General features: G+C 73.0%; 19 protein-coding genes. 11 read left to right on the top strand and 8 right to left on the bottom strand.

Translation table 11 applies throughout. From position 1 onward, the window contains the following. The first annotated feature begins 1 nt into the window (after position 1). From ACIPSJ_RS44010 to ACIPSJ_RS43990, 5 genes are read left to right on the top strand one after another with little or no spacing between them, the layout of a single operon-like run. Entirely contained in the window at positions 2-4,771 is a 4,770-nt protein-coding gene (locus ACIPSJ_RS44010) for a beta-ketoacyl synthase N-terminal-like domain-containing protein (protein ID WP_401354637.1), read from the top strand. Beyond that, positions 4,768-5,085, top strand: coding sequence for an acyl carrier protein (locus ACIPSJ_RS44005; protein ID WP_359226744.1), 318 nt, complete (start codon positions 4,768-4,770; stop codon positions 5,083-5,085). Before ACIPSJ_RS44010 ends, ACIPSJ_RS44005 begins: the two co-directional genes overlap by 4 nt. Positions 5,086-5,088: 3 nt before the next feature. Then, positions 5,089-5,940 carry an alpha/beta fold hydrolase gene (locus ACIPSJ_RS44000; protein ID WP_401354635.1) on the top strand — a complete coding sequence of 284 codons (852 nt, stop codon included), beginning with the start codon at positions 5,089-5,091 and terminating at the stop codon, positions 5,938-5,940. Next, a complete protein-coding gene (locus ACIPSJ_RS43995) occupies positions 5,937-7,127 on the top strand; it encodes a glycosyltransferase (protein WP_401354632.1) in 1,191 nt (396 codons plus the stop codon). The genes ACIPSJ_RS44000 and ACIPSJ_RS43995 overlap by 4 nt, the downstream gene beginning before the upstream one ends. Continuing rightward, positions 7,111-8,166 (top strand): class I SAM-dependent methyltransferase, encoded by a 1,056-nt coding sequence (locus ACIPSJ_RS43990; RefSeq protein WP_401354630.1) that lies wholly within the window; start codon positions 7,111-7,113, stop codon positions 8,164-8,166. The genes ACIPSJ_RS43995 and ACIPSJ_RS43990 overlap by 17 nt, the downstream gene beginning before the upstream one ends. Before the next feature lie 9 nt (positions 8,167-8,175). Here ACIPSJ_RS43990 and ACIPSJ_RS43985 read toward each other — a convergent pair whose 3' ends face one another. After that, positions 8,176-9,168 (bottom strand): YbhN family protein, encoded by a 993-nt coding sequence (locus ACIPSJ_RS43985; protein ID WP_401354628.1) that lies wholly within the window; start codon positions 9,166-9,168, stop codon positions 8,176-8,178. 202 nt (positions 9,169-9,370) lie between these two features. Between ACIPSJ_RS43985 and ACIPSJ_RS43980 the strand changes: the two genes are divergently transcribed. Then, complete coding sequence (locus tag ACIPSJ_RS43980) at positions 9,371-10,015, top strand: DedA family protein (RefSeq protein ID WP_401354625.1); 645 nt, start codon at positions 9,371-9,373, stop codon at positions 10,013-10,015. Positions 10,016-10,105: 90 nt separating this feature from the next. Here ACIPSJ_RS43980 and ACIPSJ_RS43975 read toward each other — a convergent pair whose 3' ends face one another. After that, a complete protein-coding gene (locus ACIPSJ_RS43975; RefSeq protein ID WP_393798802.1) occupies positions 10,106-10,633 on the bottom strand; it encodes a gamma carbonic anhydrase family protein in 528 nt (175 codons plus the stop codon). A gap of 118 nt (positions 10,634-10,751) precedes the next feature. Here ACIPSJ_RS43975 and ACIPSJ_RS43970 point away from each other — a divergent pair, with 118 nt between their 5' ends. Next, complete coding sequence (locus ACIPSJ_RS43970; protein ID WP_401354623.1) at positions 10,752-11,516, top strand: acyltransferase; 765 nt, start codon at positions 10,752-10,754, stop codon at positions 11,514-11,516. Position 11,517: 1 nt separating this feature from the next. On the opposite strand, the gene ACIPSJ_RS43965 is transcribed toward ACIPSJ_RS43970, so the two are convergent. Next, the gene (locus tag ACIPSJ_RS43965) at positions 11,518-12,375 is read right to left on the bottom strand and encodes an EamA family transporter (RefSeq protein WP_359226760.1); all 858 of its coding nucleotides are present in this window, start codon (positions 12,373-12,375) and stop codon (positions 11,518-11,520) included. A gap of 115 nt (positions 12,376-12,490) precedes the next feature. Here ACIPSJ_RS43965 and ACIPSJ_RS43960 point away from each other — a divergent pair, with 115 nt between their 5' ends. Beyond that, positions 12,491-13,063, top strand: a complete 573-nt coding sequence (locus ACIPSJ_RS43960) for a helix-turn-helix domain-containing protein (protein WP_355719155.1) — start codon at positions 12,491-12,493, stop codon at positions 13,061-13,063. Between the two features lie 31 nt (positions 13,064-13,094). Continuing rightward, a complete protein-coding gene (locus ACIPSJ_RS43955; RefSeq protein WP_359226762.1) occupies positions 13,095-13,649 on the top strand; it encodes a YbaK/EbsC family protein in 555 nt (184 codons plus the stop codon). On the opposite strand, the gene ACIPSJ_RS43950 is transcribed toward ACIPSJ_RS43955, so the two are convergent. Beyond that, entirely contained in the window at positions 13,646-14,779 is a 1,134-nt protein-coding gene (locus ACIPSJ_RS43950) for a cation diffusion facilitator family transporter (protein WP_401354620.1), read from the bottom strand. The genes ACIPSJ_RS43955 and ACIPSJ_RS43950 overlap by 4 nt on opposite strands. Positions 14,780-14,853: 74 nt before the next feature. Between ACIPSJ_RS43950 and ACIPSJ_RS43945 the strand changes: the two genes are divergently transcribed. After that, entirely contained in the window at positions 14,854-15,219 is a 366-nt protein-coding gene (locus ACIPSJ_RS43945) for an ArsR/SmtB family transcription factor (RefSeq protein WP_401354618.1), read from the top strand. On the opposite strand, the gene ACIPSJ_RS43940 is transcribed toward ACIPSJ_RS43945, so the two are convergent. Continuing rightward, positions 15,200-15,610, bottom strand: a complete 411-nt coding sequence (locus ACIPSJ_RS43940; RefSeq protein ID WP_359226768.1) for a helix-turn-helix domain-containing protein — start codon at positions 15,608-15,610, stop codon at positions 15,200-15,202. The genes ACIPSJ_RS43945 and ACIPSJ_RS43940 overlap by 20 nt on opposite strands. A 72-nt stretch (positions 15,611-15,682) precedes the next feature. Between ACIPSJ_RS43940 and ACIPSJ_RS43935 the strand changes: the two genes are divergently transcribed. Further along, on the top strand, positions 15,683-17,065 hold the full coding sequence (locus ACIPSJ_RS43935; protein ID WP_359226770.1) for a DHA2 family efflux MFS transporter permease subunit: 1,383 nt from the start codon (positions 15,683-15,685) through the stop codon (positions 17,063-17,065). Positions 17,066-17,069: 4 nt separating this feature from the next. Here the strand turns inward: ACIPSJ_RS43935 and ACIPSJ_RS43930 are convergent, their stop codons facing one another. The 3 genes from ACIPSJ_RS43930 to ACIPSJ_RS43920 form a co-directional block, all read right to left on the bottom strand. After that, positions 17,070-18,293, bottom strand: coding sequence for a 4-hydroxybenzoate 3-monooxygenase (locus tag ACIPSJ_RS43930; RefSeq protein ID WP_401354615.1), 1,224 nt, complete (start codon positions 18,291-18,293; stop codon positions 17,070-17,072). Positions 18,294-18,368: 75 nt separating this feature from the next. Next, positions 18,369-20,006, bottom strand: a complete 1,638-nt coding sequence (locus ACIPSJ_RS43925; protein ID WP_359226774.1) for an APC family permease — start codon at positions 20,004-20,006, stop codon at positions 18,369-18,371. A gap of 218 nt (positions 20,007-20,224) precedes the next feature. Continuing rightward, positions 20,225-20,638 (bottom strand): CoA-binding protein, encoded by a 414-nt coding sequence (locus tag ACIPSJ_RS43920; RefSeq protein ID WP_355719139.1) that lies wholly within the window; start codon positions 20,636-20,638, stop codon positions 20,225-20,227. Between the last annotated feature and the right edge of the window lie 4 nt (positions 20,639-20,642).

Below are 20,642 nucleotides of genomic sequence, written 5' to 3'. Positions count from 1 at the left end.
CATGAGCGACGACCGTCAGACACCGGTCGCGATCGTGGGCATGGCGGTGCTGCTCCCCGGCGCCGCGGGCCTCGACGCGTACTGGAGGAATCTGCGCGACGGCGTGGACGCCATCGGCGAGGTGCCGGCAGGGCGCTGGGACGCGGACTACTACCGTCCCGGTACGGCGGCCGGGCCCGCCGTCCCCGACCAGGTCTACTGCCGGCGCGGCGGCTTCGTCGACGACCTCGCCGAGGTCGAGGTCACCCGGTACGGGATCATGCCGAACTCCGTCGGCGGTACGGAGCCCGATCAGCTGATCGCTCTTGATGTGGCGGCGTCCGCGATCGCGGACGCGGGTGGTGAGGAGCGGCTGCCGGAGCGGCACCGGATCGGGGTGGTGCTGGGCCGGGGCGGCTACCTCACGCCTGGTCTGGTCCGGCTCGACCAGCGGGTCCGTACGGCTGGGCAACTGGTGCGCACGCTGGGTGAGTTGGTGCCCGGTCTGTCTGCGGGTCAGTTGGCCCGGGTGCGGGAGGCGTTCACCGAGCGGCTCGGCCCGGCCAGCCCCGAGTCGGCGATCGGCCTGGTGCCCAACCTCGCGGCTTCCCGGATCGCCAACCGCCTCGACCTGCGCGGCCCCGCCTACACCGTGGACGCGGCCTGCGCCTCCTCGCTGGTCGCCGTCGACCAGGCCGTCACCGAACTGGCCGCCGGGCGCTGCGATGTGATGCTCGCCGGGGGAGTGCACCACTGCCACGACATCACCCTGTGGAGTGTGTTCTCCCAGCTGCGGGCGCTCTCTCCGAGTGAGCGGATCCGGCCCTTCCACCGCGAGGCGGACGGCATCCTGATCGGCGAGGGCACCGGCATCGTGGTCCTCAAGCGTCTGGTGGACGCCGAGCGGGACGGTGACCGTGTGTATGCGGTGATCCGGGGTACCGGCGTGGCCAGCGACGGCCGTACTTCCGGGCTGGTCAACCCCGATCCCGGTGGTCAGGCCCACGCCGTACGCCAGGCCTGGCGGGCTGCCGGGCTGGATCCCGCCGCATCGTCCTCGGTGGGTCTGCTGGAGGCGCACGGCACCGCGACCCCGGCCGGTGACACGGCCGAACTGGCCACGCTCGCGGAGGTGTTCGGGCCGGGTGCCGAAGGTGAGCGGGCTGTGCTGGGCTCGGTGAAGTCGATGATCGGTCACACCATGCCGGCCGCCGGGGTCGCGGGTCTGGTGAAGGCGGCCCTCGCGCTGCACCACGCCACGCTGTTGCCCACGCTGCACTGCGACGACCCGCACCCGGCCCTGGCGGCCACTCGCTTTCGTACCCTGGACCGGGCCGAACCCTGGCGGACCACCCGCGAGCAGCCGGTCCGCAGGGCCGGGGTGAACGCCTTCGGGTTCGGCGGGATCAACGCACACGTGGTCCTGGAGGAAGCACCCGGCCGCCGCCCGGCCGCCGTCGGCCTTGGCGCTGGGGACACCGGGTCCCGCGCCGGGGAAGCCACCGGACCCCGCAGCACCGAGGCCATCGGACCCCGCGCCGCCCAGGTCACCGAAGTCTCCGAACCCGAGCGCATCCTCCTGCTCGCCGCCGACACCCCCGACCGGCTGGCCGCGCTCCTCGCCGCCGACGACTCCGCCGTCCTCGCCGCCGGCCTCGCTCCCGAAGGGACTCATCCGGAGGCGGGCCCGGTCCGCCTGGGCATCGTCGATCCCACCGCCAAACGGCTCGCCCTCGCCCGTCGTGCCATCGGCAAGGGCCGGGCCTGGCAGGGCCGCAACGACGTGTGGTTCCGGCCCGCCCCGCTGCTCCGCACCGGCGGACTGGCCTTCGTCTTCCCGGGCCTGGAAGGCGAGTTCACTCCCCGCGTCGACGACATCGCCGCGCATTTCGGCCTCCCCACCGTCGCCGGGCCCGTCGCACAGGACGTGCGGGTCGGTGACGTAGGCCGTCATGGGTTCGGTGTCGTCGGCGTGGGGCGGCTGCTCGACACGGCGCTGCGCCGGATGGGCGTCGTGCCGGACGCGGTCGCCGGGCACAGTGTCGGCGAGTGGACGGCGATGGCGGTCGCCGGGCTCTACTCGGGCGAGCAGGTCGACGCGTTCATGGACGAGTTCGACCCCGACGCGGTCACCGTCCCCGGTCTCGCCTTCGCCGCGATCGGCGCCCCCGCCGACCGGGTCCTCGCCGCACTCGACGACGACTGGGCGGACGCCGGGATCGTCCTCTCCCACGACAACGCGCCGGGCCAGTCGATGGTCTGCGGCCCCGACCGGGCCGTGGAGGGCTTCGTCCGCGCCTTCCGTGCCGACGGCGTCCTGTGCCAGGTGCTGCCGTTCCGGTCCGGCTTCCACACGCCGATGCTGGAGCCGTACCTGACCCCCATCAAGGAGGCCGCCGAGCGCTTCCGGCTGCACCGGCCGACCGTCCCGGTCTGGTCCGGCACCACCGCGGCGCCCTTCCCGGAGGCCGAGTCGGCGGTACGGGACCTGTTCGTCCGGCACCTGCTGGAGCCCGTCCGCTTCCGGCAGCTGATCGAGGCCCTCTACACCGCCGGGCACCGCACCTTCGTACAGACCGGCCCCGGCCAACTCGCCTCCCTCATCGGCGACATCCTCGGCGACCGCGACCACCTCGCCGTCGCCGCCAACTCCGCGCACCGCTCCGGCATGGCCCAACTCCGGCGCGTGGCCACCGCGTTGTGGACGGCGGGCGCGGCGGTGGCCCCGGCGGTCCCGGCGGCGGCGAACGGCACGACCACGGCCGTACGACACCGCCCGCCCGTCCGACTCGACCTCGGCGGCGCGCTGGTGTCCCTGGACGGGCCGGTCCTCGCCGCGCTCCGTGCCGAGCTGGGCGGCGGGGCGCGGGGCACGGCGACGCCGGTCCCCCGGCACGCCGTCGCGGGCCCGTCCCCGCTCGACGACCTCGCCGTACGCATCCCGGCCGCCGCCGAACTGAGCGCGCTCCTGCGCGACACCGCCGACACGGCGGCCGCCGTACTCGGCGCGATCCGCACGACATCCGCGGCTCCGGCCAGGACGACTCCCGCGGCTCCGGCCGCGATGCCCGTGCCGCCGGCTGCGATGCCCGTGCCGCCGGACATGGCAGCCGTGCCGCCGGACATGGCAGCCGCGCCGTCGGCCGTGAGTTCCTGGCCTCCGGCCACATCGTCCCGCACCCCCACCACACCCCCCGGCCCCCGCCCCCGCGTCCCGGCCGCGGCAGCAGCCCCACCACTCCGTGCCACCACCCTCCGGGTGTCCCCCGAGACGATGCCCCACCTCCTCGACCACTGCTTCTTCCCGCAGCGCCCTGGCTGGCCGGACGTCGAGGACCGTTGGCCGGTGGTCCCCGCCACCACGATCGTCCGGCACATGACGGACGCGGCGGAGGCGGCCACCGGCCTGCGGGCGGTGGCCGTACACCGGGCCCGCTTCGACCGCTGGCTCACCGCCACCCCCGCCGTCGACGTCCCGGTCACCGTCACCCCCGAGGGACCCGGCCGGGTCGCCGTCGCCTTCGGCCCCACCGCCCGCGCGGTCGTCGAACTCGCCCCGGGCTACGTGCCACCCCCCTCCGCCCCCGCGCGCCCCCCGGCCCCCGAACGCACCCCCGACCACACCGCCGCCCAGCTCTACAGCGAGCGCTGGATGTTCCACGGCCCGGCGTTTCAAGGCGTCACCGAGCTCGCCGCGATCGGCGACCGGCACGTTCGTGGAGTGATCACCACGCCCGCCGCCCCGGGCGCGCTTCTCGACAACGTCGGCCAGATCCTCGGCTACTGGATCATGGCCACCCGCACCGAGCGGACCGTCGTCTTCCCGGTGCAGATGCGGGAGATGCGTTTCCACGGCCCGCACCCGGCCCCCGGCACCGAGGTCGGCTGCCTGGTGCGGATCACCTCGCTCACCGACACCGTCCTGGAGGCGGACGTCCAGCTGACGGTGGACGGCCGGGTCTGGGCGAGCATCGGCGGCTGGCAGGACCGGCGCTTCGACAACGACCCGAAAACCCGTCCCGTCGAGCGCTTCCCCGAGCGCAACACCCTGTCCGAGGCCCGTCCCGGCGGCTGGGTGCTGCTCCATGAACGCTGGCCGGACCTGGCCTCCCGCGACCTGATCATGCGCAACTCGCTGGGCGGGGCGGAGCGTTCGGAGTACGCCGAGCGCGCGCCGCGCGGCCGCCGGCAGTGGCTGCTCGGCCGGATCGCCGCCAAGGACGCGGTACGGCAGTGGCTCTGGCAGCACGGCGAGGGCCCCGTCTTCCCGGCCGAACTCCGGGTCCGCAACGACGTGTCGGGCCGCCCCTACGTGGTCGGCGTGCACAGCCGTACCCTGCCCGCCCTGGACGTCTCCCTCGCCCACCGGGCCGAGGCGGCCGTGGCGATCGTACGGCCGTACACCCCAGGACCCGGACCGGGCATCGACATCGAAGAGGTCACCGAACGCGACCCGGCGGCCATGGAGGTCGCGCTGGGCGCGGACGAACTCCGGTTGCTGCACGCCCTTTCCGCCGACGACTCGACCGCGCTGTGGTTCACCCGGTTCTGGGCCGCCAAGGAGGCCGTCGCCAAGGCGGAGGGCACCGGATTCGACGGCCGGCCCAGGGACTTCGCCGTCCTGGAGGCGGCCCCGGACGGCAGCCGGCTGCTGGTCTCGGGCCGGCTGGAACGCGCCTACCCGGTGCACTGCGCGCCGGTCCGCAATCCCCCCGCACTGCCGGACCGCGACTACGTCGTGGCCTGGACGACCGGACCGGCAGCCGCAGACCCAGAGGAGGACCCGCGATGAACCCCACCGAGCCCGAAGTCCGCGCCGACGAGGAGGCGGTGCTCGCCGATCTCGGCCGGATGCTCCGCACCCTGCTGGAGGAGTACGGCGACGACGACGCCGAGATCGGCATGAGCACCACCTTCAACCGCGACCTGGAGCTGGAGAGCATCGATCTCGTGACCCTCGCCGGGCTCCTGGAGGAGCGGTACGGCAAGCGGGTCAACTTCGCCGAGTTCCTGGCCGGGATGGAGTTCGACGAGATCATCGAGCTGACCGTCGGCCGGCTCGTCGAGTACGTCGTGTGGAGCCTGAAGGCCACGGAGGCGGGCTGAGCCATGGCGATCGTCGACACCGGAGACGTCCGGCTGCACGTGCAGAGAATGGGCCCGGCGGAGGGCCGGGTCCCCGTCGCCACCGTGGTCCTCGTGCACGGGCTGCTCACCGACAGCCTGGCCAGCTACTACTTCACCGTGGCCCCCGCCTTCGCCGCCTCCGGCCTCGACGTGGTCATGTACGACCTGCGGGGCCACGGCCGCAGCGGCCGTCCGCCCGGCGGCTACACCCTCGACCACAACATCGACGACCTGGAGGCCCTGCTCGACCACCTGTCGATCACCGGCCCGGTCCATCTCGTCGGCAACTCCTACGGCGGCACCATCGCCTTCGGCTACGCGGCCCGCCACCCCGGGCGCACGGCCAGCCTGACCCTCATCGAGTCCGAACCGGCGACCGCCGCCTGGGCCGCGAAACTCGGCGGCATCCTGCACCGGGTGGTCACCGAACTCGCCCACAACGAGTCGGACGCGATCGCCTGGATCACCGCCCACCGCAGCCACAACACCGCGCGCCTGGCCAAGGGGGCGGCCCGGCTCGCCCGCGAGACCAGCCTGGGCCGGGACATCCCCGCCAGCCGGGTCCTCACCGAGGAGCAGATCAGCGCCGTACGCTGCCCGGTCCTCGGGGTGTACGGCGGTGACTCGGACCTGGTGGAGGTGGTGCCGCTGAAGGAGGCGCTGCTGGCGGACTACCGGTCCGTGGTGCTGCCGGGGCACGAGCACTCCGTGCTGGTCGAGGCGTCCGGCACGGTCGGCGGCCACATCCTGGAGCTGATCCACTCGGTCGGCTCGGTCGGCTCGGTCGGCTCTGTCGGTTCGGTCGGCGCGGCGCGGACGGCCGGGGTCCGGTGAGCGGCTTCCTGTTCGTCGTCCCGCCGCTGGTCGGGCACATCAACCCGGCCGTCGGCGTCGCCGCCGAACTCACCGCGCGCGGGCACCGGGTGGCCTGGGTCTGCCCGGACGCCGGCCTGGTGCACCGGCTCGCGGGACCGCAGGCCACCGTGTTCCCGTGCGCGGGCGCCGTCGAGGGCGAACGCCCCGCCGACCTGCGGGGCGCGGAGGCGCTGAGGTTCCTGTGGGAGTGGTTCCTGGTGCCGCTCGCCGACGCGATGGCACCCGGGGTCCGGGCCGCCGCCGACGCCTTCGGCCCCGATGTCGTCGTCGCCGACCAGCAGGCCTTCGCCGGCGCCCTGGTGGCCGAGCGGCTCGGCCTGCCCTGGGCGACCTCGGCGACCACCTCCGCCGAGTTCGGCGGGGCGTACGACGGCATCCCCAAGGTCGCCGAGTGGCTCCGGGCCCGCCTCGCCGAACTGCGCGAGCGCATCGGGGACCCGGCGGGCACCGCCGACCCGCGCTTCTCGCCCCGGCTGACGCTCGCCTTCACCACCCCCGAACTGGCCGGCGGCACCGACCGTCCGGCGGTCCGGTACGTCGGCCCGTCGATCTCCGCCCGCCCGGCCGCCGACGGCTTCCCCTGGGGCTGGCTGGACCCGGGCCGGGAGCGGGTCCTCGTCTCCCTCGGCACCGCCAACGCGGACACGGGCGCACGGTTCCTCGCCGAGTGCGTGAGCGCCGTACGCGACCGGGCCGACCGGGTCCAGGCGCTGGTCGCCGACCCCGGCGCCACCCTGCCGCCCGCACCCGACGATAAGGACGTCCTCGTACTCCCCTCGCTGCCCCAGCTCCCGCTCCTGGAACGGGTCGACGCGGTCGTCTGCCACGCCGGGCACAACACCGTGTGCGAGGCGCTGTGGCACGGCGTCCCGCTGGTCGTCGCCCCCATCCGCGACGACCAGCCGGTGATCGCCGGACAGGTCGTCGACGCGGGCGCGGGCCTGCGGGTCAGGTTCGGCCGGGTCACCGCCGACCGCCTCGGCGAGGCCCTCGACACCGTCCTGTACGAACCCGCCCACCGCACGGCCGCGGCCCGGATCCGCACCGCCTTCCGCGCGGCGGGCGGCGCGCCGGCCGCCGCGGCCCACCTGGAAGCCCTCGCAGCCGACCCGCACGCAAGGAGAGCCGATGAGCAAGCAGAGTGAGATCGAGGCGCTGCGCTCCGCCTACCAGCGGGACCTCGCCGAGGGAACCGACCGCTTCTTCGAGCCCCGGCGCACCACCTGCCCCTGGTGCGACTCCGACCGGCTCACCACCCGCCTGCGCACCACCGACCTGCTCCAGCACAAGCCCGGCGGCTTCGCCCTCGACCGCTGCCAGGACTGCGGGCACACGTTCCAGAACCCGCGCCTGAACGAGGCCGGCCTGGAGTTCTACTACCGCGACTTCTACGACGGCCTCGGCGAGCAGAAGATGAGCGGCACCTTCGGCGGCCGCACCAAGATGTACCAGGGCCGCGCCGAGTCGATGGTCCCGCACGACCCGATCCCCAAGAACTGGCTCGACGTCGGCACCGGCCACGGCCACTTCTGCGAGGCCGCCCGCGAGGTGCTGCCCGGCACCGCCTTCGACGGCCTCGACTTCACCGACGGCGTCGAACTCGCCGCCCGCGAGGGCCGCGTGGAGCACGCCTACCGGGGCGCCTTCCCCGACCTGGCCCCCGACCTCACCGCCCGCTACGACGTGGTCAGCATGTTCCACTACCTGGAGCACAGCACCGACCCCGACCGCGAACTGCGCGCCGCCCACGAGACGGTACGCCCCGGCGGCCACCTCCTCATCGAGGTCCCGGACCCCGAGAGCCGCTACGCCCGCCTCCTCGGCCGCTGGTGGCTCCCGTGGCTCCAGCCGCAGCACCTGCACTTCATCCCGGTCGCCAACCTCCGCGCCCGCCTCACCGACCTCGGCTTCACCGTCGTCGCCGAACAGCACGCCGAGGCCCACGACCCCGTCGACCTGCTGGCGGCCGTCTGGCTCGCCCTGGACCACACGGCCCCGCGCGAGGACGCCCCCTGGGTGCCGAAACCGCCCGGCGCCCTCCAGAAGACGCTCCGCGCCACGCTGCTCATCGCGGGCATCCCGGCCCTGATCGCCGGCACCCTCCTGGACCGCTTCGCGGTACGGCCCCTCTCGCACCGCCTCCGCGTCTCCAACGCCTACCGCGTCGTCGCCCGCCGCGACTGACGCCCGGCCTCACAGCACCTTCGCGCGGATCATCGCCGACAGCACCAGGGCGCCTGGCAGCAGCGGCACCCAGTCGGTCAGCACGCGGTAGCCGATCACGGTCGCGGTGGCCACCGCCAGCGGGGAGCCGAACGCGGCCAGCGTGAACACCAGCGCCGCGTCCACCGCGACCCCGCCGGGCACCGGCACGGCACCCCCGGCCGTGCCCGCCGCCAGATACGCCAGCGTCACGTCCGCCCACGACAGGCCCAGCCCCAGCGCCTCCCCGGTGCAGGCCAGCACGCTCGCCTGCACCAGCGGCATCGCCGTGGCCCCGCCCCACAGGACCAGCACCCGGGCGGGCCGCGCGTGCACCGTCCGCGCGTCGGTGAACGCCGACCGCACCAGCCCGGTCAGCGGCCGCCGCAGCGGTCGTACGACGGCCATCGCCACGCCCGTCAGGGTGAGCACCGCGGCGACGGGGATCAGCACCACGCCGTCCGGGAGCAGCTCGCCCAGCCGCCGCCAGGCGGACGAGGACAGCAGGAACACGATCAGCACGACCGCCTTCGCGCCCGACTTGGCCACCGAGTACAGCGCGATCGAGGCGGTGGCCCGCTCCAGGGGGACACCCCGGGTACGCAGGAACCGCACGGTGACGGCGTGCGCGCCGAGCCCGGCGGGCAGCGCGTGGTTGGCGGCGCCGGCCGCGAACTGCGAGGCCAGCAGCAGCCCGGGCGGCAGCCGGTCGGACACGGCACCCTGCCGCATACAGGCGGCCACCACCCAGGTCAGGCAGGTGCAGGCACCCGCGGCCAGCAGCCACGCCGGTTCGGCGTGGGCGAGCCGGGTGACACCCTCGTACAACAGCGACTGGTTGGTCAGCCCCCAGATCGCCGCGATGAGCAGCGGGGACAGACACAGGGCGAGCCGGAGCGGCCGGCCCGCCATCGAGGGCGCCCGTAGCGGGCGCACGGGCGGCGCGTCGGGGCAGGGCGGGGAGAGTGAGGACAGTGAGGACACGGGGACGTTGTCCTTCCACAGCGGGCCCGTGGTGGGGAGCCACGAGCGAGCGAGACCGCCGGGGAGCCTTCCCGTCCCGTATGACACCCGGATGTCCGAAAACCGAAGGCGGGAGGGCGGGTGGGTGCCACGGGCGCTGTGGTACCCCGCCGACCCGGTAGCCTTCCTGGGGAAGGAGCACGCGACAGGGGAGGAACCGGCGGTGCACGTCCAGGAATGGCTCGACTCGGTACCGGCGGTCGCCGTCTACGCAGTGGTGGCGCTGGTCATCGGGCTGGAGAGCCTGGGCATCCCGCTGCCCGGCGAGATCGTCCTGGTCTCCGCCGCGCTGCTCTCCTCCCAGCACTCCGGCGTCAACCCGTTCGTCCTCGGCGCCTGCGCCACCGCGGGCGCGGTGATCGGCGACTCCATCGGCTACGCGATCGGCCGCAAGGGCGGCCGGCCCCTCCTCGCCTGGCTCGGCGCGAAGTTCCCGAGACACTTCAGCGAGGGCCACGTCGCCACCGCCGAGCGCTCCTTCGAGAAGTGGGGCATGTGGGCCGTCTTCTTCGGCCGCTTCATCGCCCTCCTCCGCATCTTCGCGGGCCCCCTCGCCGGCGTCCTCCACATGCCCTACTGGAAGTTCCTCACCGCCAACCTCCTCGGCGGCATCTGCTGGGCCGGCGGCACGACAGCGGTCGTCTACTACGTCGGCCTCGTCGCGGAGGACTGGCTGAAGAGGTTCTCGTACGTGGGCCTGGCGCTGGCCGTTCTGGTGGGGCTCGCATCGATGCTGATGGTCCGCCGCAAGGCAAAGAAGATCCAGCTCACGGAGAAAGAAGCCGAGCCTGTAGGCGCCGGTGAGTAGACCCACCTAAGGGGCGCGGGGCTGTATCGATGTGCGGCTGCCGCCGCGTGGGCGCGACCAGCCCCCACCCACCCGCACCCGCCCCACCACCTACTCATGCACCCCGCGATGCGCCTTACCCAACTCCGCGTACAAGGTCCCGTTGAGGGTCACCCCCTGCCGTTCCTCGGCGCTGAGCTCGCGCCGCACTTTGGCCGGCACCCCCGCCACCAACGACCCCGCCGGCACCACCATCCCCTGCGGCACCAACGCCTGCGCCGCCACCAGCGACCCCTCTCCGATCACCGCCCCGTTCAGCACGGTCGCCCCCATCCCGATGAGGCAGTCGTCCTCCACCGTCGCCCCGTGCACCACGGCGTTGTGCCCGATCGACACCCGCTCCCCGATCCGCACCGGAAACCCCGGATCCGCGTGCAATGTCACATTGTCCTGCACATTCGCCTGCGCCCCCACGGTGATCGTCTCGACATCCCCCCGGATCACCGCGCCGTACCAGACACTCGCCCCGGCCTTCAGTGTCACGTCCCCGATCACCGACGCGGTCGGCGCCACGAACACCTCGTCCTCGATCCTCGGCTCACGCCCGCCGATCCCCACGATCAGCGCCTTGTGCGTCATCACGGACTCCCGTCGTCGTCGATGTCCCCGCGGTCTCCGCAACCTACGCCACCACCTGGGGCGAAGATCACAGCGGCCCGCCCTCTCGCCGACGGCCCCCGCTGAGTACCGTGACCCCGTGCCGAAGCCCAAGAACACGTTCTCGTCCTGGCGCCGCCGCCTCGCCCAGCGCGCGGTGCACGCGGCCTGGTCCTGGGCCCAGCGCGCCGGTTCGGTCACGGCCGAGCACCCGGCAGGGCTCCGCTTCGGCGCGATCGGCGAAGCCACCCGCCTCGCGTTCCCGCTCGGCACGGTCTTCGGCGAGCCGTGGATCCACCTCGGCTCGCACTGCATCGTCGGCGAGCAGGTCACCCTCACCGCGGGCCTGATGCCCGACCTCGACCTCGGCCCGGACCCGATCCTGCGCATCGGCGACGGCGTGGTCCTCGGCCGCGGCAGCCACGTCATCGCGGACACCACGGTCACCATCGGCAGCGACTGCTACTTCGGCCCGTACGTCTACGTCACCTCCACCAACCACTCCTACGACGACCCGCACGAGCCCATCGGCCGGCAGTGGCCCCGCATGGAGCCCGTGGAGATCGGCCCGGGCTGCTGGATCGGCACCGGCGCGGTGATCCTGCCGGGCGCGCGCATCGGCCGGAACGTGGTGGTGGCGGCGGGCGCGGTGGTCCGGGGCACGGTGCCCGACCACGCCGTGGTGGCGGGCGCCCCGGCCCGGGTCGTACGACGCTGGACCCCCGACACCGGCTGGCAGCCGCCGCTGCGCACCCCCGCGCCGGTACCGATCCCGGACGGCACGACACCGGAGCAGCTCCGTGCGCTGGCGGAACTGGACGAGGAGAGCGTGGCGAGGCTCGCCGCGCTGGAGCCCGAGGGCTGACTCAGCCGGTGGCCAGCAGCAGGGTTCCCAGCAGCGCCAGCCCCGCCCCCGCGGCCTGGACGGCCCGCAGCCGCTCGCTGAGGAAGCCCCGGGCGGCGAGCGCGGTGACCACGGGGTAGAGCGAGGCGAGCACCGCGGCGACGGTGACCGGGCCGTGCTGGGCGGCGACCGAGTACGTGCCGTTGGCCGCGACATCGGCGAGGCCGACGAAGCCCAGCGCGGGGAGCATGGACCGGTCGAAGCCGCCCGCCGGCAGCGCGGGCGTGCCGTTGCGTACGGACAGCCACAGGGCCGCGCCGCCCGTCGCGACGCTCGTCAGGCGCTGGACGAACAGGGCCAGGAACAGGCCGGTGACGGTGGTGGACGCCTCCGTGATCAGCGCGAAGACCGTGCCGAAGCCGCCCGCCGAGACCAGGGTGAGCAGGATCGTCCGGCGCTGGACGGGCGCACCGCGCAACTGCGGGCCGCCCGCGAGCACGACCCCGCCGACGGCGACCGCGATGCCGGCCACCTGTATCAGCCCCGGACGCTCGCCGAGGAACAGTCCCACGCCGACCGGTACCGCGACGCTCAGCGTGGCCAGCGGGGAGACCACGCCCATCGGGCCCAGGGCGAGGGCCTTGTAGAAGGAGAACAGCGCCACCGGTCCCACGAGCCCCGCCGCGAACGCGAACCAGAGCCGGGGTCCGGCCTCGCTCCAGCCGCCGGTGGCGAGAACGATCACGCCGAGGACCACCGCCGCCATGCCCTGCGACACCACGACCACCGTGAGCGCCGGGGCACGTCGTGTCAGCAGCCCGCCGCCGAAGTCGGCCAGTCCCCACAGGAGACTGGTGGTCAGGGCGAAGAATGCTGTCACGGCCCGCCTCGCAGTACAGTTCGGTGAACGATCAGGTACACCCCACCGTAGTTCACCAAGTTGAACTCTGTCATTCAGAATATTGGACCGCGATGCTCTCGACGATGGACGGAACGTGTCGGACCTCGACCTGCTGACCCAGTCCCTGGCCCGCAACGTCAAGCACTGGCGCTCGGTGCGCGGCTTCACCCTCGACGTGCTCGCGGCCCGGGCCGGGGTCAGCCGGGGCATGCTCATCCAGATCGAGCAGGCCCGCACCAACCCGAGCATCGGCACCGTCGTCAAGATCGGCGACGCGCTCGGCATCAGCATCACCACGCTGCTCGACTACGAGCAGGGCCCGAAGGTCCAGATCGTCCCCGTCGAGAAGGCCGTACGGCTCTGGCACACCGAGGCCGGCAGCTTCAACCGGCTGCTCGCCGGCACCGAGGCGCCCGGCCCGCTGGAGATGTGGGACTGGCGCCTGATGCCGGGCGAGAGCAGCCCCTCGGAGCCGCACCCCACCGGCACGGTGGAGATCGTCCATGTCACCGCCGGGGAACTGACCCTCACCGTCGACGGGGCCGACTACCGGGTGCCGACGGGCGCCAGCGCCTCCTTCGAGGCCAACACGGCCCATGTGTACGGCAACACCGGGGACGTGCCGATGGAGATGGTGATGACCGTCTCCGTCCCGCCCGTGCCCTGAGCCGCCCGCGCCGGGCTGTTAGCGTGCGGACATGCGCGCACCCATCGGAGACTTCGACACCGCCACCCCCGCCCCCGACTGCCTCGACGAGCTGACGGCCCCGGTCGCCGAAGCCGTGCGCCACTGGAGCGGTGCCGTGCCCGCCGACCAGATCCTCTACGTCGAGACCGACCCGCGGTGGGCGGACACCGCGGTCTTCGTCGAGCACTACGGGCGCGACCTGCTGGAGCGGTCCGCGAACTGCGTGGTCGTGGCCGGCAAGCGCGGTGGCGAGAGCACGCTCGCCGCCTGCCTGGTGCTGTCCACCACCAAGGTCGACGTCAACGGCGCCGTGCGCCGCCAACTCGGCGCCCGCAAGGCCTCGTTCGCCCCGATGGACCTGGCGACCGGCGAGACCGGCATGGAGTACGGCGGCATCACCCCGATCGGACTCCCGGACGACTGGCCCCTGTTGGTCGACCCGGCCGTCGTCGACCTGCCCTGGGTGCTGGTCGGCAGCGGCCGCCGCCGCGGCAAACTGCTGGTCCCCGGCAAGGCGTTCGCCCAGCTCCCCGGCGCGGTGGTGCTCGACGGGCTGGGCGTCTAGGACGACACCAGGTGGTGCGCCAGCGCCAGGTGCGGGTCCGCCTCGCCCGGCGCCGGTGTCGGATCCGCGTGCACCAGGGCCGCCGTCAGCCTCGGCACGGCGTGCAGCAGCGCGTGTTCCGCCGCGACGGCGATCGCGTGTGCCTGCCGTACCGTCGCCTCGCCGTCGACCACGACCGCGACCTCGGCGCGCAGCCGGTGCCCGATCCAGCGCAGCCGCAGCTCGCCCACCGCGCGCACCCCGGGCACCTCGCGCAGCGCCCGCTCGGCGCGGTCCACCAACTCCGGGTCCACGGCGTCCATCACCCGCCGGAACACCTCGCGGGCCGCGTCCCGCAGCACCAGCGCGATCGCGGCCGTGATCGCCAACCCCACGATCGGGTCCGCGAGTTGCCAGCCGAGGGCCGCGCCGCCGGCCCCCAGCAGCACGGCCAGCGAGGTGAACCCGTCGGTACGGGCGTGCAGTCCGTCGGCCACCAGCGCGGCCGAGCCGATCTCCCGGCCCACCCTGATCCGGTACCGGGCCACCCACTCGTTCCCGGCGAACCCCACCAGCGCGGCCACCGCGACCGCCGGGACGTGGCTGACGGGCCGCGGATCCAGCAGCCGGTCCACCGCCGTCCACGCGGCGAAGAGCGCCGACGCGGTGATCGTCAGCACGATCGCGATCCCGGCGAGGTCCTCGGCCCGCCCGTAGCCGTAGGTGAAGCGGCGGTTGGCGGCCCGCCGCCCGAGCACGAAGGCGATGCCCAGCGGTACGGCGGTCAGCGCGTCGGCCGCGTTGTGCACCGTGTCCCCGAGCAGCGCGACCGAGCCGGACAGCACCACGACCACCGCCTGGACCAGCGCCGTGGCCCCCAGCACGGCCAGCGAGACCCAGAGCGCCCGCATGCCCCGCGCCGAGGCCTCCAGGGCGGGGTCGAGCTTGTCGGCCGTCTCGTGGGAGTGGGGCGTGAGGAGGTGGGTGAGGCGGTGGGTGAGGCGGTGGCGCAGGCCGCCGGACGAGGAGCGGGGGTGCCCGTGTCCGTGTCCGTGCCCGTGGTCGTGCTGGTGGCCGTGGTCATGGCCGTGGGCGGGCTCACCGTGCCGGTCGTCCGCGTGTGCGTGTTCGTGATGGTGCCGGTCGCTCATGCGGCTCCCCTCTCCGTGCGCGGGACGTGGACATGCGACGCCCTCCACGCCATTATGTGCGTATGAGCGCACGCATGCACCTATCACCTGCGCATCATGCGCATCCGCGCACCCCGGGCGAGGAGCAGTTCGCGCTCGCCGCCGAACTCCTCGCCCTGCTCGGCGACCGCACCCGGCTGACCCTGCTGCACGCCCTGACCGCGGGGGAGGCCGACGTCGGCACCCTCACCGAGGTGTGCGGTGCCGCGCGGCCCGCCGTCAGCCAGCACCTGGCCCGGCTGCGGCTCGCGGGTCTGGTGGGCACGCGCAAGGAGGGGCGCCGGGTGGTCTACTCGCTGCGCCACGGCCATCTGCGCCTGCTGGTCGAGGAGGCGCTGAAGGTGGCGGACCACCGGCTGACCGAGACCGCCGCCGAAAGGCCTACCGAAGCAGGGAGCTGAGCTTCTCCAGCAGGGCGAGCACCTCGTCGGGATCGCTGGTCGCCGCGGCGAGTGCCGGTCCGAGGGGCGCCTCCCGGACGGCCTTCATCCGCCCGGACGGCTCGGTGGCCGGGCTGAGCAGCGTGCGGCGGCCGTCGCGCGGGTCGGGTTCGGCCACGGCCGCTTCGGTGCTGCGCAGCCGGGCCACGCAGTTGGAGACCTGGCTCTGTGCCAGCCCGGTGCGCTTGGCGATCTCGGTGACGGTGGTCCGGGGGTGGTCCCTCAGGTCGGCGGCCACGATCAGCACCGTGCCCGTGCTGGTGGGGTGTTCGCCGATGCCGTCGGTGGGGACGGCGGACTCCGCGAGCTTCTGGAGGCGGTGGCCCAGCAGGTAGAGGTCGATGACGTTCACGCTCCCAGGGTACATCTTTTTCTGATGCATCTCATCTTGATGCATCTCCATCTGATGGATATGTTTCTTGGCATGCTGAAGACGACGAAGCTCCGTGGCAACCCCTGGGCCGTCCTGGCCACCCTCTCCCTCGGGTTCTTCATGACCTTGCTCGACATGACGATCGTCAACATCGCGATCCCGGACGTGATGAGCGATCTGCGCACCGGACTCGACCAGGTGATGTGGACCGTCGGCGGCTACACCCTCGTCCTGGCGGCGCTGCTGGTGACGGCCGCCCGGCTCGGGGACATGCGGGGGCAGCGGACGCTGTTCGCCGTCGGGGTCGCGGTGTTCACCGCGGCCAGCGCGGTGTGCGGACTGGCCGGCGGGATCGGGGTGCTGGTCGCCGCGCGGCTGGTGCAGGGGCTCGGGGCGGCGCTGCTCACCCCGCAGACCATGGCCCTGGTCATGGCCGTCTTCCCGGCCGGGCGGCGCGGTACCGCACTCGGCGTCTGGGGCTCGGTCGCCGGGGTGGCGACCCTGTCCGGACCGACCCTCGGCGGGCTGCTGGTCAGCACGGTCGGCTGGCGCTGGGTCTTCTTCGTGAACGTCCCGATCGGGCTGCTCGTCCTCGCCCTGACCTTCCTGCTCGTGCCCGACCTGCGCACCGGCCGCGCCCACCGGCTCGACCTGCCCGGCGTCCTGCTCTCCACCGCCGCCCTGACCTGTGTGACCTTCGCCCTGATGGAAGGCGACCGGTACGCCTGGAACCCCGGGATCCTCGCGCTCGGCGCCGCCGGGCTCGCCCTCGCCGCCCTGTTCCTGCGCCAGCAGTCACGGCGGCAGCGGACCGAGCCCCTGGTCCCGTTCCGGCTCTTCGCCGACCGCGGTTTCACCGTGATGACCGCGCTGGTCGGCGCGATCGGCGCCGCCCTGATCACCGCCGTGCTGCCGCTCGGCCTCTACTTCCAGCAGCAGCTCGGCTTCAGCGCGGTGCACGCGGGACTCGCCCTGGCCCCCTCCCCGCTGGTCTCCCTGTTCGTCTCCCCGCTCGCCGGCCGCCTCAGCGACCGGGTGGGCGGCCGCCGGGTGCTGCTGGCCGGCCTCGTGTCCTTCTGCGCGGGGCTGCTCGCGGTGATCCTGCTCGCTACGGGGGCGGCCTCGGCGCCGGTCTTCACCGTGCCGCTGATGTTCATGGGCCTCGGCACCGGCTGCATGATCGCCCCGCTCTCCACCGAGGCCATGCGGCATGTGCCGGCCCAGCTGGCCGGAGCGGCCTCCGGGGTCAACAACACGGTCCGGCAGCTGGGTTCGGTCCTCGGTTCGGCCGCCGCCACCGCCCTGATGGCCGCCGGGGCCACGCCCCTGGCCGGCATCCATCTGGCGATGGCCCTCGCGGTCGTGCTGCTCGCCCTCGCCGGTACGGCCCTCTTCGCGACCCGCACCGCGGCCCCGGCCGCCGCGCCGGCGTGACCGGTCAGAACGCGGCGGCCGAACCGAGGTACTGCTCGGCGAAGGCCGTCGCCGCCGCGCGGGAGGTGAACAGCCTGCGCAGCCGGGCCAGGCTGGTGCCCGCGCGGAACGGATCGCCGGAGGCGGTGCCGTGGTAGATGCCGGACAGGAACTGGGAGAACTCCTGGTAGTCCCAGACCCGGCGCAGCGAGGCGTGGGAGTAGCCGTCCAGTCCGGAGTCGTCGCCCTTCGTGACGTGCGCGACGAGCGCGTCGCCCAGCAGGAAGGCGTCGTGCAGGGCGAGGTTCATGCCCTTGGCGGCGATCGGCGCGGTCAGGTGACCGGCGTCGCCGGCCAGCAGGAGTCGGCCGAACACCAGGGGCTCGACCACGTAGTCGTGCATGTCCAGCACGCGCTTCTCGATCAGCCGCCCCTCGTGCAGCGGGGGTGCGTCGGTCGCGCCGAGGCGGGCGCGCAGCTCGGCCCAGACCCGGTCGTGCGGCCAGTTCTCCGGGTCGTCGCCCGGCGGGCACTGCAGGTAGTAGCGGGTGACCTCGGGGCTGCGCGCCATGTGCCCGGCGAAGCCGTTCGGATGGACGCCGAACAGCACGCAGTCCGAGGACGGCGGCGCCTCGGCGAGCAGCGCCAGCCACCCGACGCCGTAGTCCCGCCGCGAGACCCGCACCCGCCCCTCGGGGATCGCGTCCCGGGTCACCCCGCGCGCCCCGTCGCAGCCCGCGACGAACTCGCAGCGCAGGACGTGCCGTTCGCCGGTGCCGGGATCGGTGTACGACACGGCGGGCCGGTCGCTCTCCAGGTCGTGCAGCGTGACGTCCCGCACCCCGAACCTGATGTCCCCGCCGCGGACGTCGGCGTACTCCCGGACCAGGTCCGTGACCAGCAACGGCTGCGGATAGACGTAGTGGTGATGATCCGTCAGCTCGTGGTAGTCGAACCGGAAGCGCTCGCCGGCGAAGCGGAACTCGCACAGGGAGTGCGCCTGCGCCCGGGCCAGCAGGTTCTCGGCCAGCCCGCGCTGCTCCAGGCCGCGCACCGCCCATTCCTCGATCACCCCGGCGCGCGGCCGGGTCTCGATGAACTGCCTGCTCTCGGTCTCCAGGACCACACAGTCGACGGCGGCGGCCCGCAGGATGTTCCCGACGGTCAGCCCGGCGGGTCCGGCGCCCACGACGACGACCGTACTGCGTTCCTCGGGAACGGAGTTGGGGTGGGGGGAGGGGTGAGTCACCCCCGCATTATGACGGTGTCCCGTCAGCCACGGCAGTGCCGGCGTGGCTGACGGGACGTGGGAGGGAGGAGCGGGTCAGTGCGCGGGGGCGTCGGTGACCACGACCTCGTCGATGCTGCGCTCGATGTCCGCGGCCGAGGACGAGGTCGCCTTCGCCCAGTAGTAGATGACGACCGAGAAGACGGTGATGACCGCGATGTCCCACCACAGCGGCAGGTTCCCCTGGCCGCCGAAGCCGCCCTGCCAGGAGATCAGGCCCATGCCCAGCAGGTAGACGGGCAGCCACTGCGCGGCCCGGAAGTCCAGCCGGGGCGCGTCCGGCAGGTTCCTGCTGTGGGCGTAGTAGGCGTAGCCGCCGAGCAGCAGGTAGCCGAGCACGATCGCCAGGCCGAGCCGCCACAGGGTGTCCCACCCGGCCCAGTAGATGATCAGGTTGGCGACCACGAACGACAGCGGCGAGATCACCTTGCCGCCGGGCAGCCGGTACGGGCGCTCCAGGCGCGGCAGCTTGTCGGCGAAGACGCCGTACGCCAGCGGGGCGCCCGCGTACATCAGTACGCTCGCGGAGGTGATGAAGCCGACCAGCTTGTGCCAGCTCGGGAACGGCAGGAAGCAGATCACGCCGGTCACGAACGACATGATGAGGCCGAACCACGGCACCCCGCGCGCGTCGGTCCTCGTGAAGAGCTTCGGCGCGTAGCCGTTCTTCGCCAGGCCGTAGGAGACGCGTGAGGTGGCGGTGGTGTAGATCAGGCCGGTGCCGCCGGGGGAGATGATCGCGTCGAGATAGAGGATCCACGCCAGCCAGCCGAGACCCACCAGGGTCGCGAGACCGGCCCACGGGCCGTCGTCGCCCGTGTAGTGCAGGTGGCCCCAGCCGTGCGCGAAGGAGCTGTGCGGCAGCGCGGCGATGAACACCACCTGGAGCAGGACGTAGATGACGGCGCCGATCGCCACCGAACCGAGCGTGGCGCGCGGCAGGTCCCGCTTGGGGTTGCGGCTCTCGCCCGCCAGCTGGATGGCCTGCTCGAAACCGAGCAGCGCGAAGATGATGCCGCTGGTGCTGATCGCGGCCAGCACGCCCTTGGCACCGAACGGCGCGAAGCCCTCGGAGTGGAAGTTGGCGGGGTGGAAGTTGGTCGCGGCCACGACGAAGATCGCGCCCAGCGGGACGGCGATCTTCCACCAGGTCGCGGCGCTGTTGGTGTGCGCGAGCGCCCGTACGCCGAAGAAGTTCACCCCGACGAAGACCGCCATGAGCACGATCGCCACCAGCAGGCCGCTGGTCGTCAGGGTCTTGTCGGCGTGCTGGAAGTGCCGGGCCCACGACCAGTGGCCGGCGTAGCCGATCATCGCCTCGACCTCGATCGGCGCCACGGTCGCGGCCTGCAGCCAGCTGAACCAGCCGAAGGACATGCCGGCCAGTCCGCCGAACGCGTAGTGCGGGTAGCGGGCCGTACCGCCCGCCACCGGGAACATGCCGCCCAGCTCGGCGTGCACCAGGGCCAGCAGCACGATCGCCACCGCGCCGATCACCCACGAGATGATCGCCGAAGGGCCTGCCTGCATGACCGCGTCGTGCGCGCCGTACAGCCAGCCGGACCCGATGATCGAGCCCACGGAGGCCCACATCAGGCCGATCAGCCCGACGTTCCGCCTCAGACCGCCCGAAGGTGTGATGTCCTCCGTCGCGGCTTTCTCGACACTCACCATGTCAAGTGGCCTCTCATTTTCTGAACGCAGCTTTAACGAGCAAGAGGCCACAAGTTAAGGGTGAGTGCCGGACGGACTGAAGAGTGTTGCCCAAAACTTGACCCTCGATCTTTCCTGTCTTGGCCAAAGCTTTTGCACAGGTCAGCGAGGGTCACGGAATGTCCGTATTCAGTTGGGAAACGTGAGAATAGGGTAAGACAGGCAAGCTCAAGTAAAGCTCAAATCCGGTTCAGCCGGGGAATTTCGATGGCCGGGCAGCGGTCCATGACCATGGCGACGCCGGCGCCGCGGGTGCGGTCGTAGGCGGCTTCGTCGATCACGCCGAGCTGGAACCAGACCGCCTTGGCGCCGATCGAGACCGCCTCGTCGGCGACGGCGCCCGCGAGGTCGCCGTTGACGAAGACATCGACCACGTCGACTTCGAAGGGGATCGCGTCGAGCGAGGGGTACCCCACCGCGCCGTGCACCGTCTCCGCCTTCGGGTGCACCGGCACTATGCGCTTGCCGAAGCGCTGGAGGACCGCGGCGACGCCGTACGCCGGACGCCGTTGGTTCGTCGACAGGCCGACGACGGCCCAGGTGTCGCCGAGTTCGGTGAGGATCTTGCGGACTGCAGCTTCGTCGCCGTACACGCTC

Source organism: Streptomyces sp. NPDC090088, assembly GCF_044747345.1.
In the GTDB taxonomy this organism is placed as follows: domain Bacteria; phylum Actinomycetota; class Actinomycetes; order Streptomycetales; family Streptomycetaceae; genus Streptomyces.
This window is presented reverse-complemented; position numbering and strand designations above follow the sequence as displayed.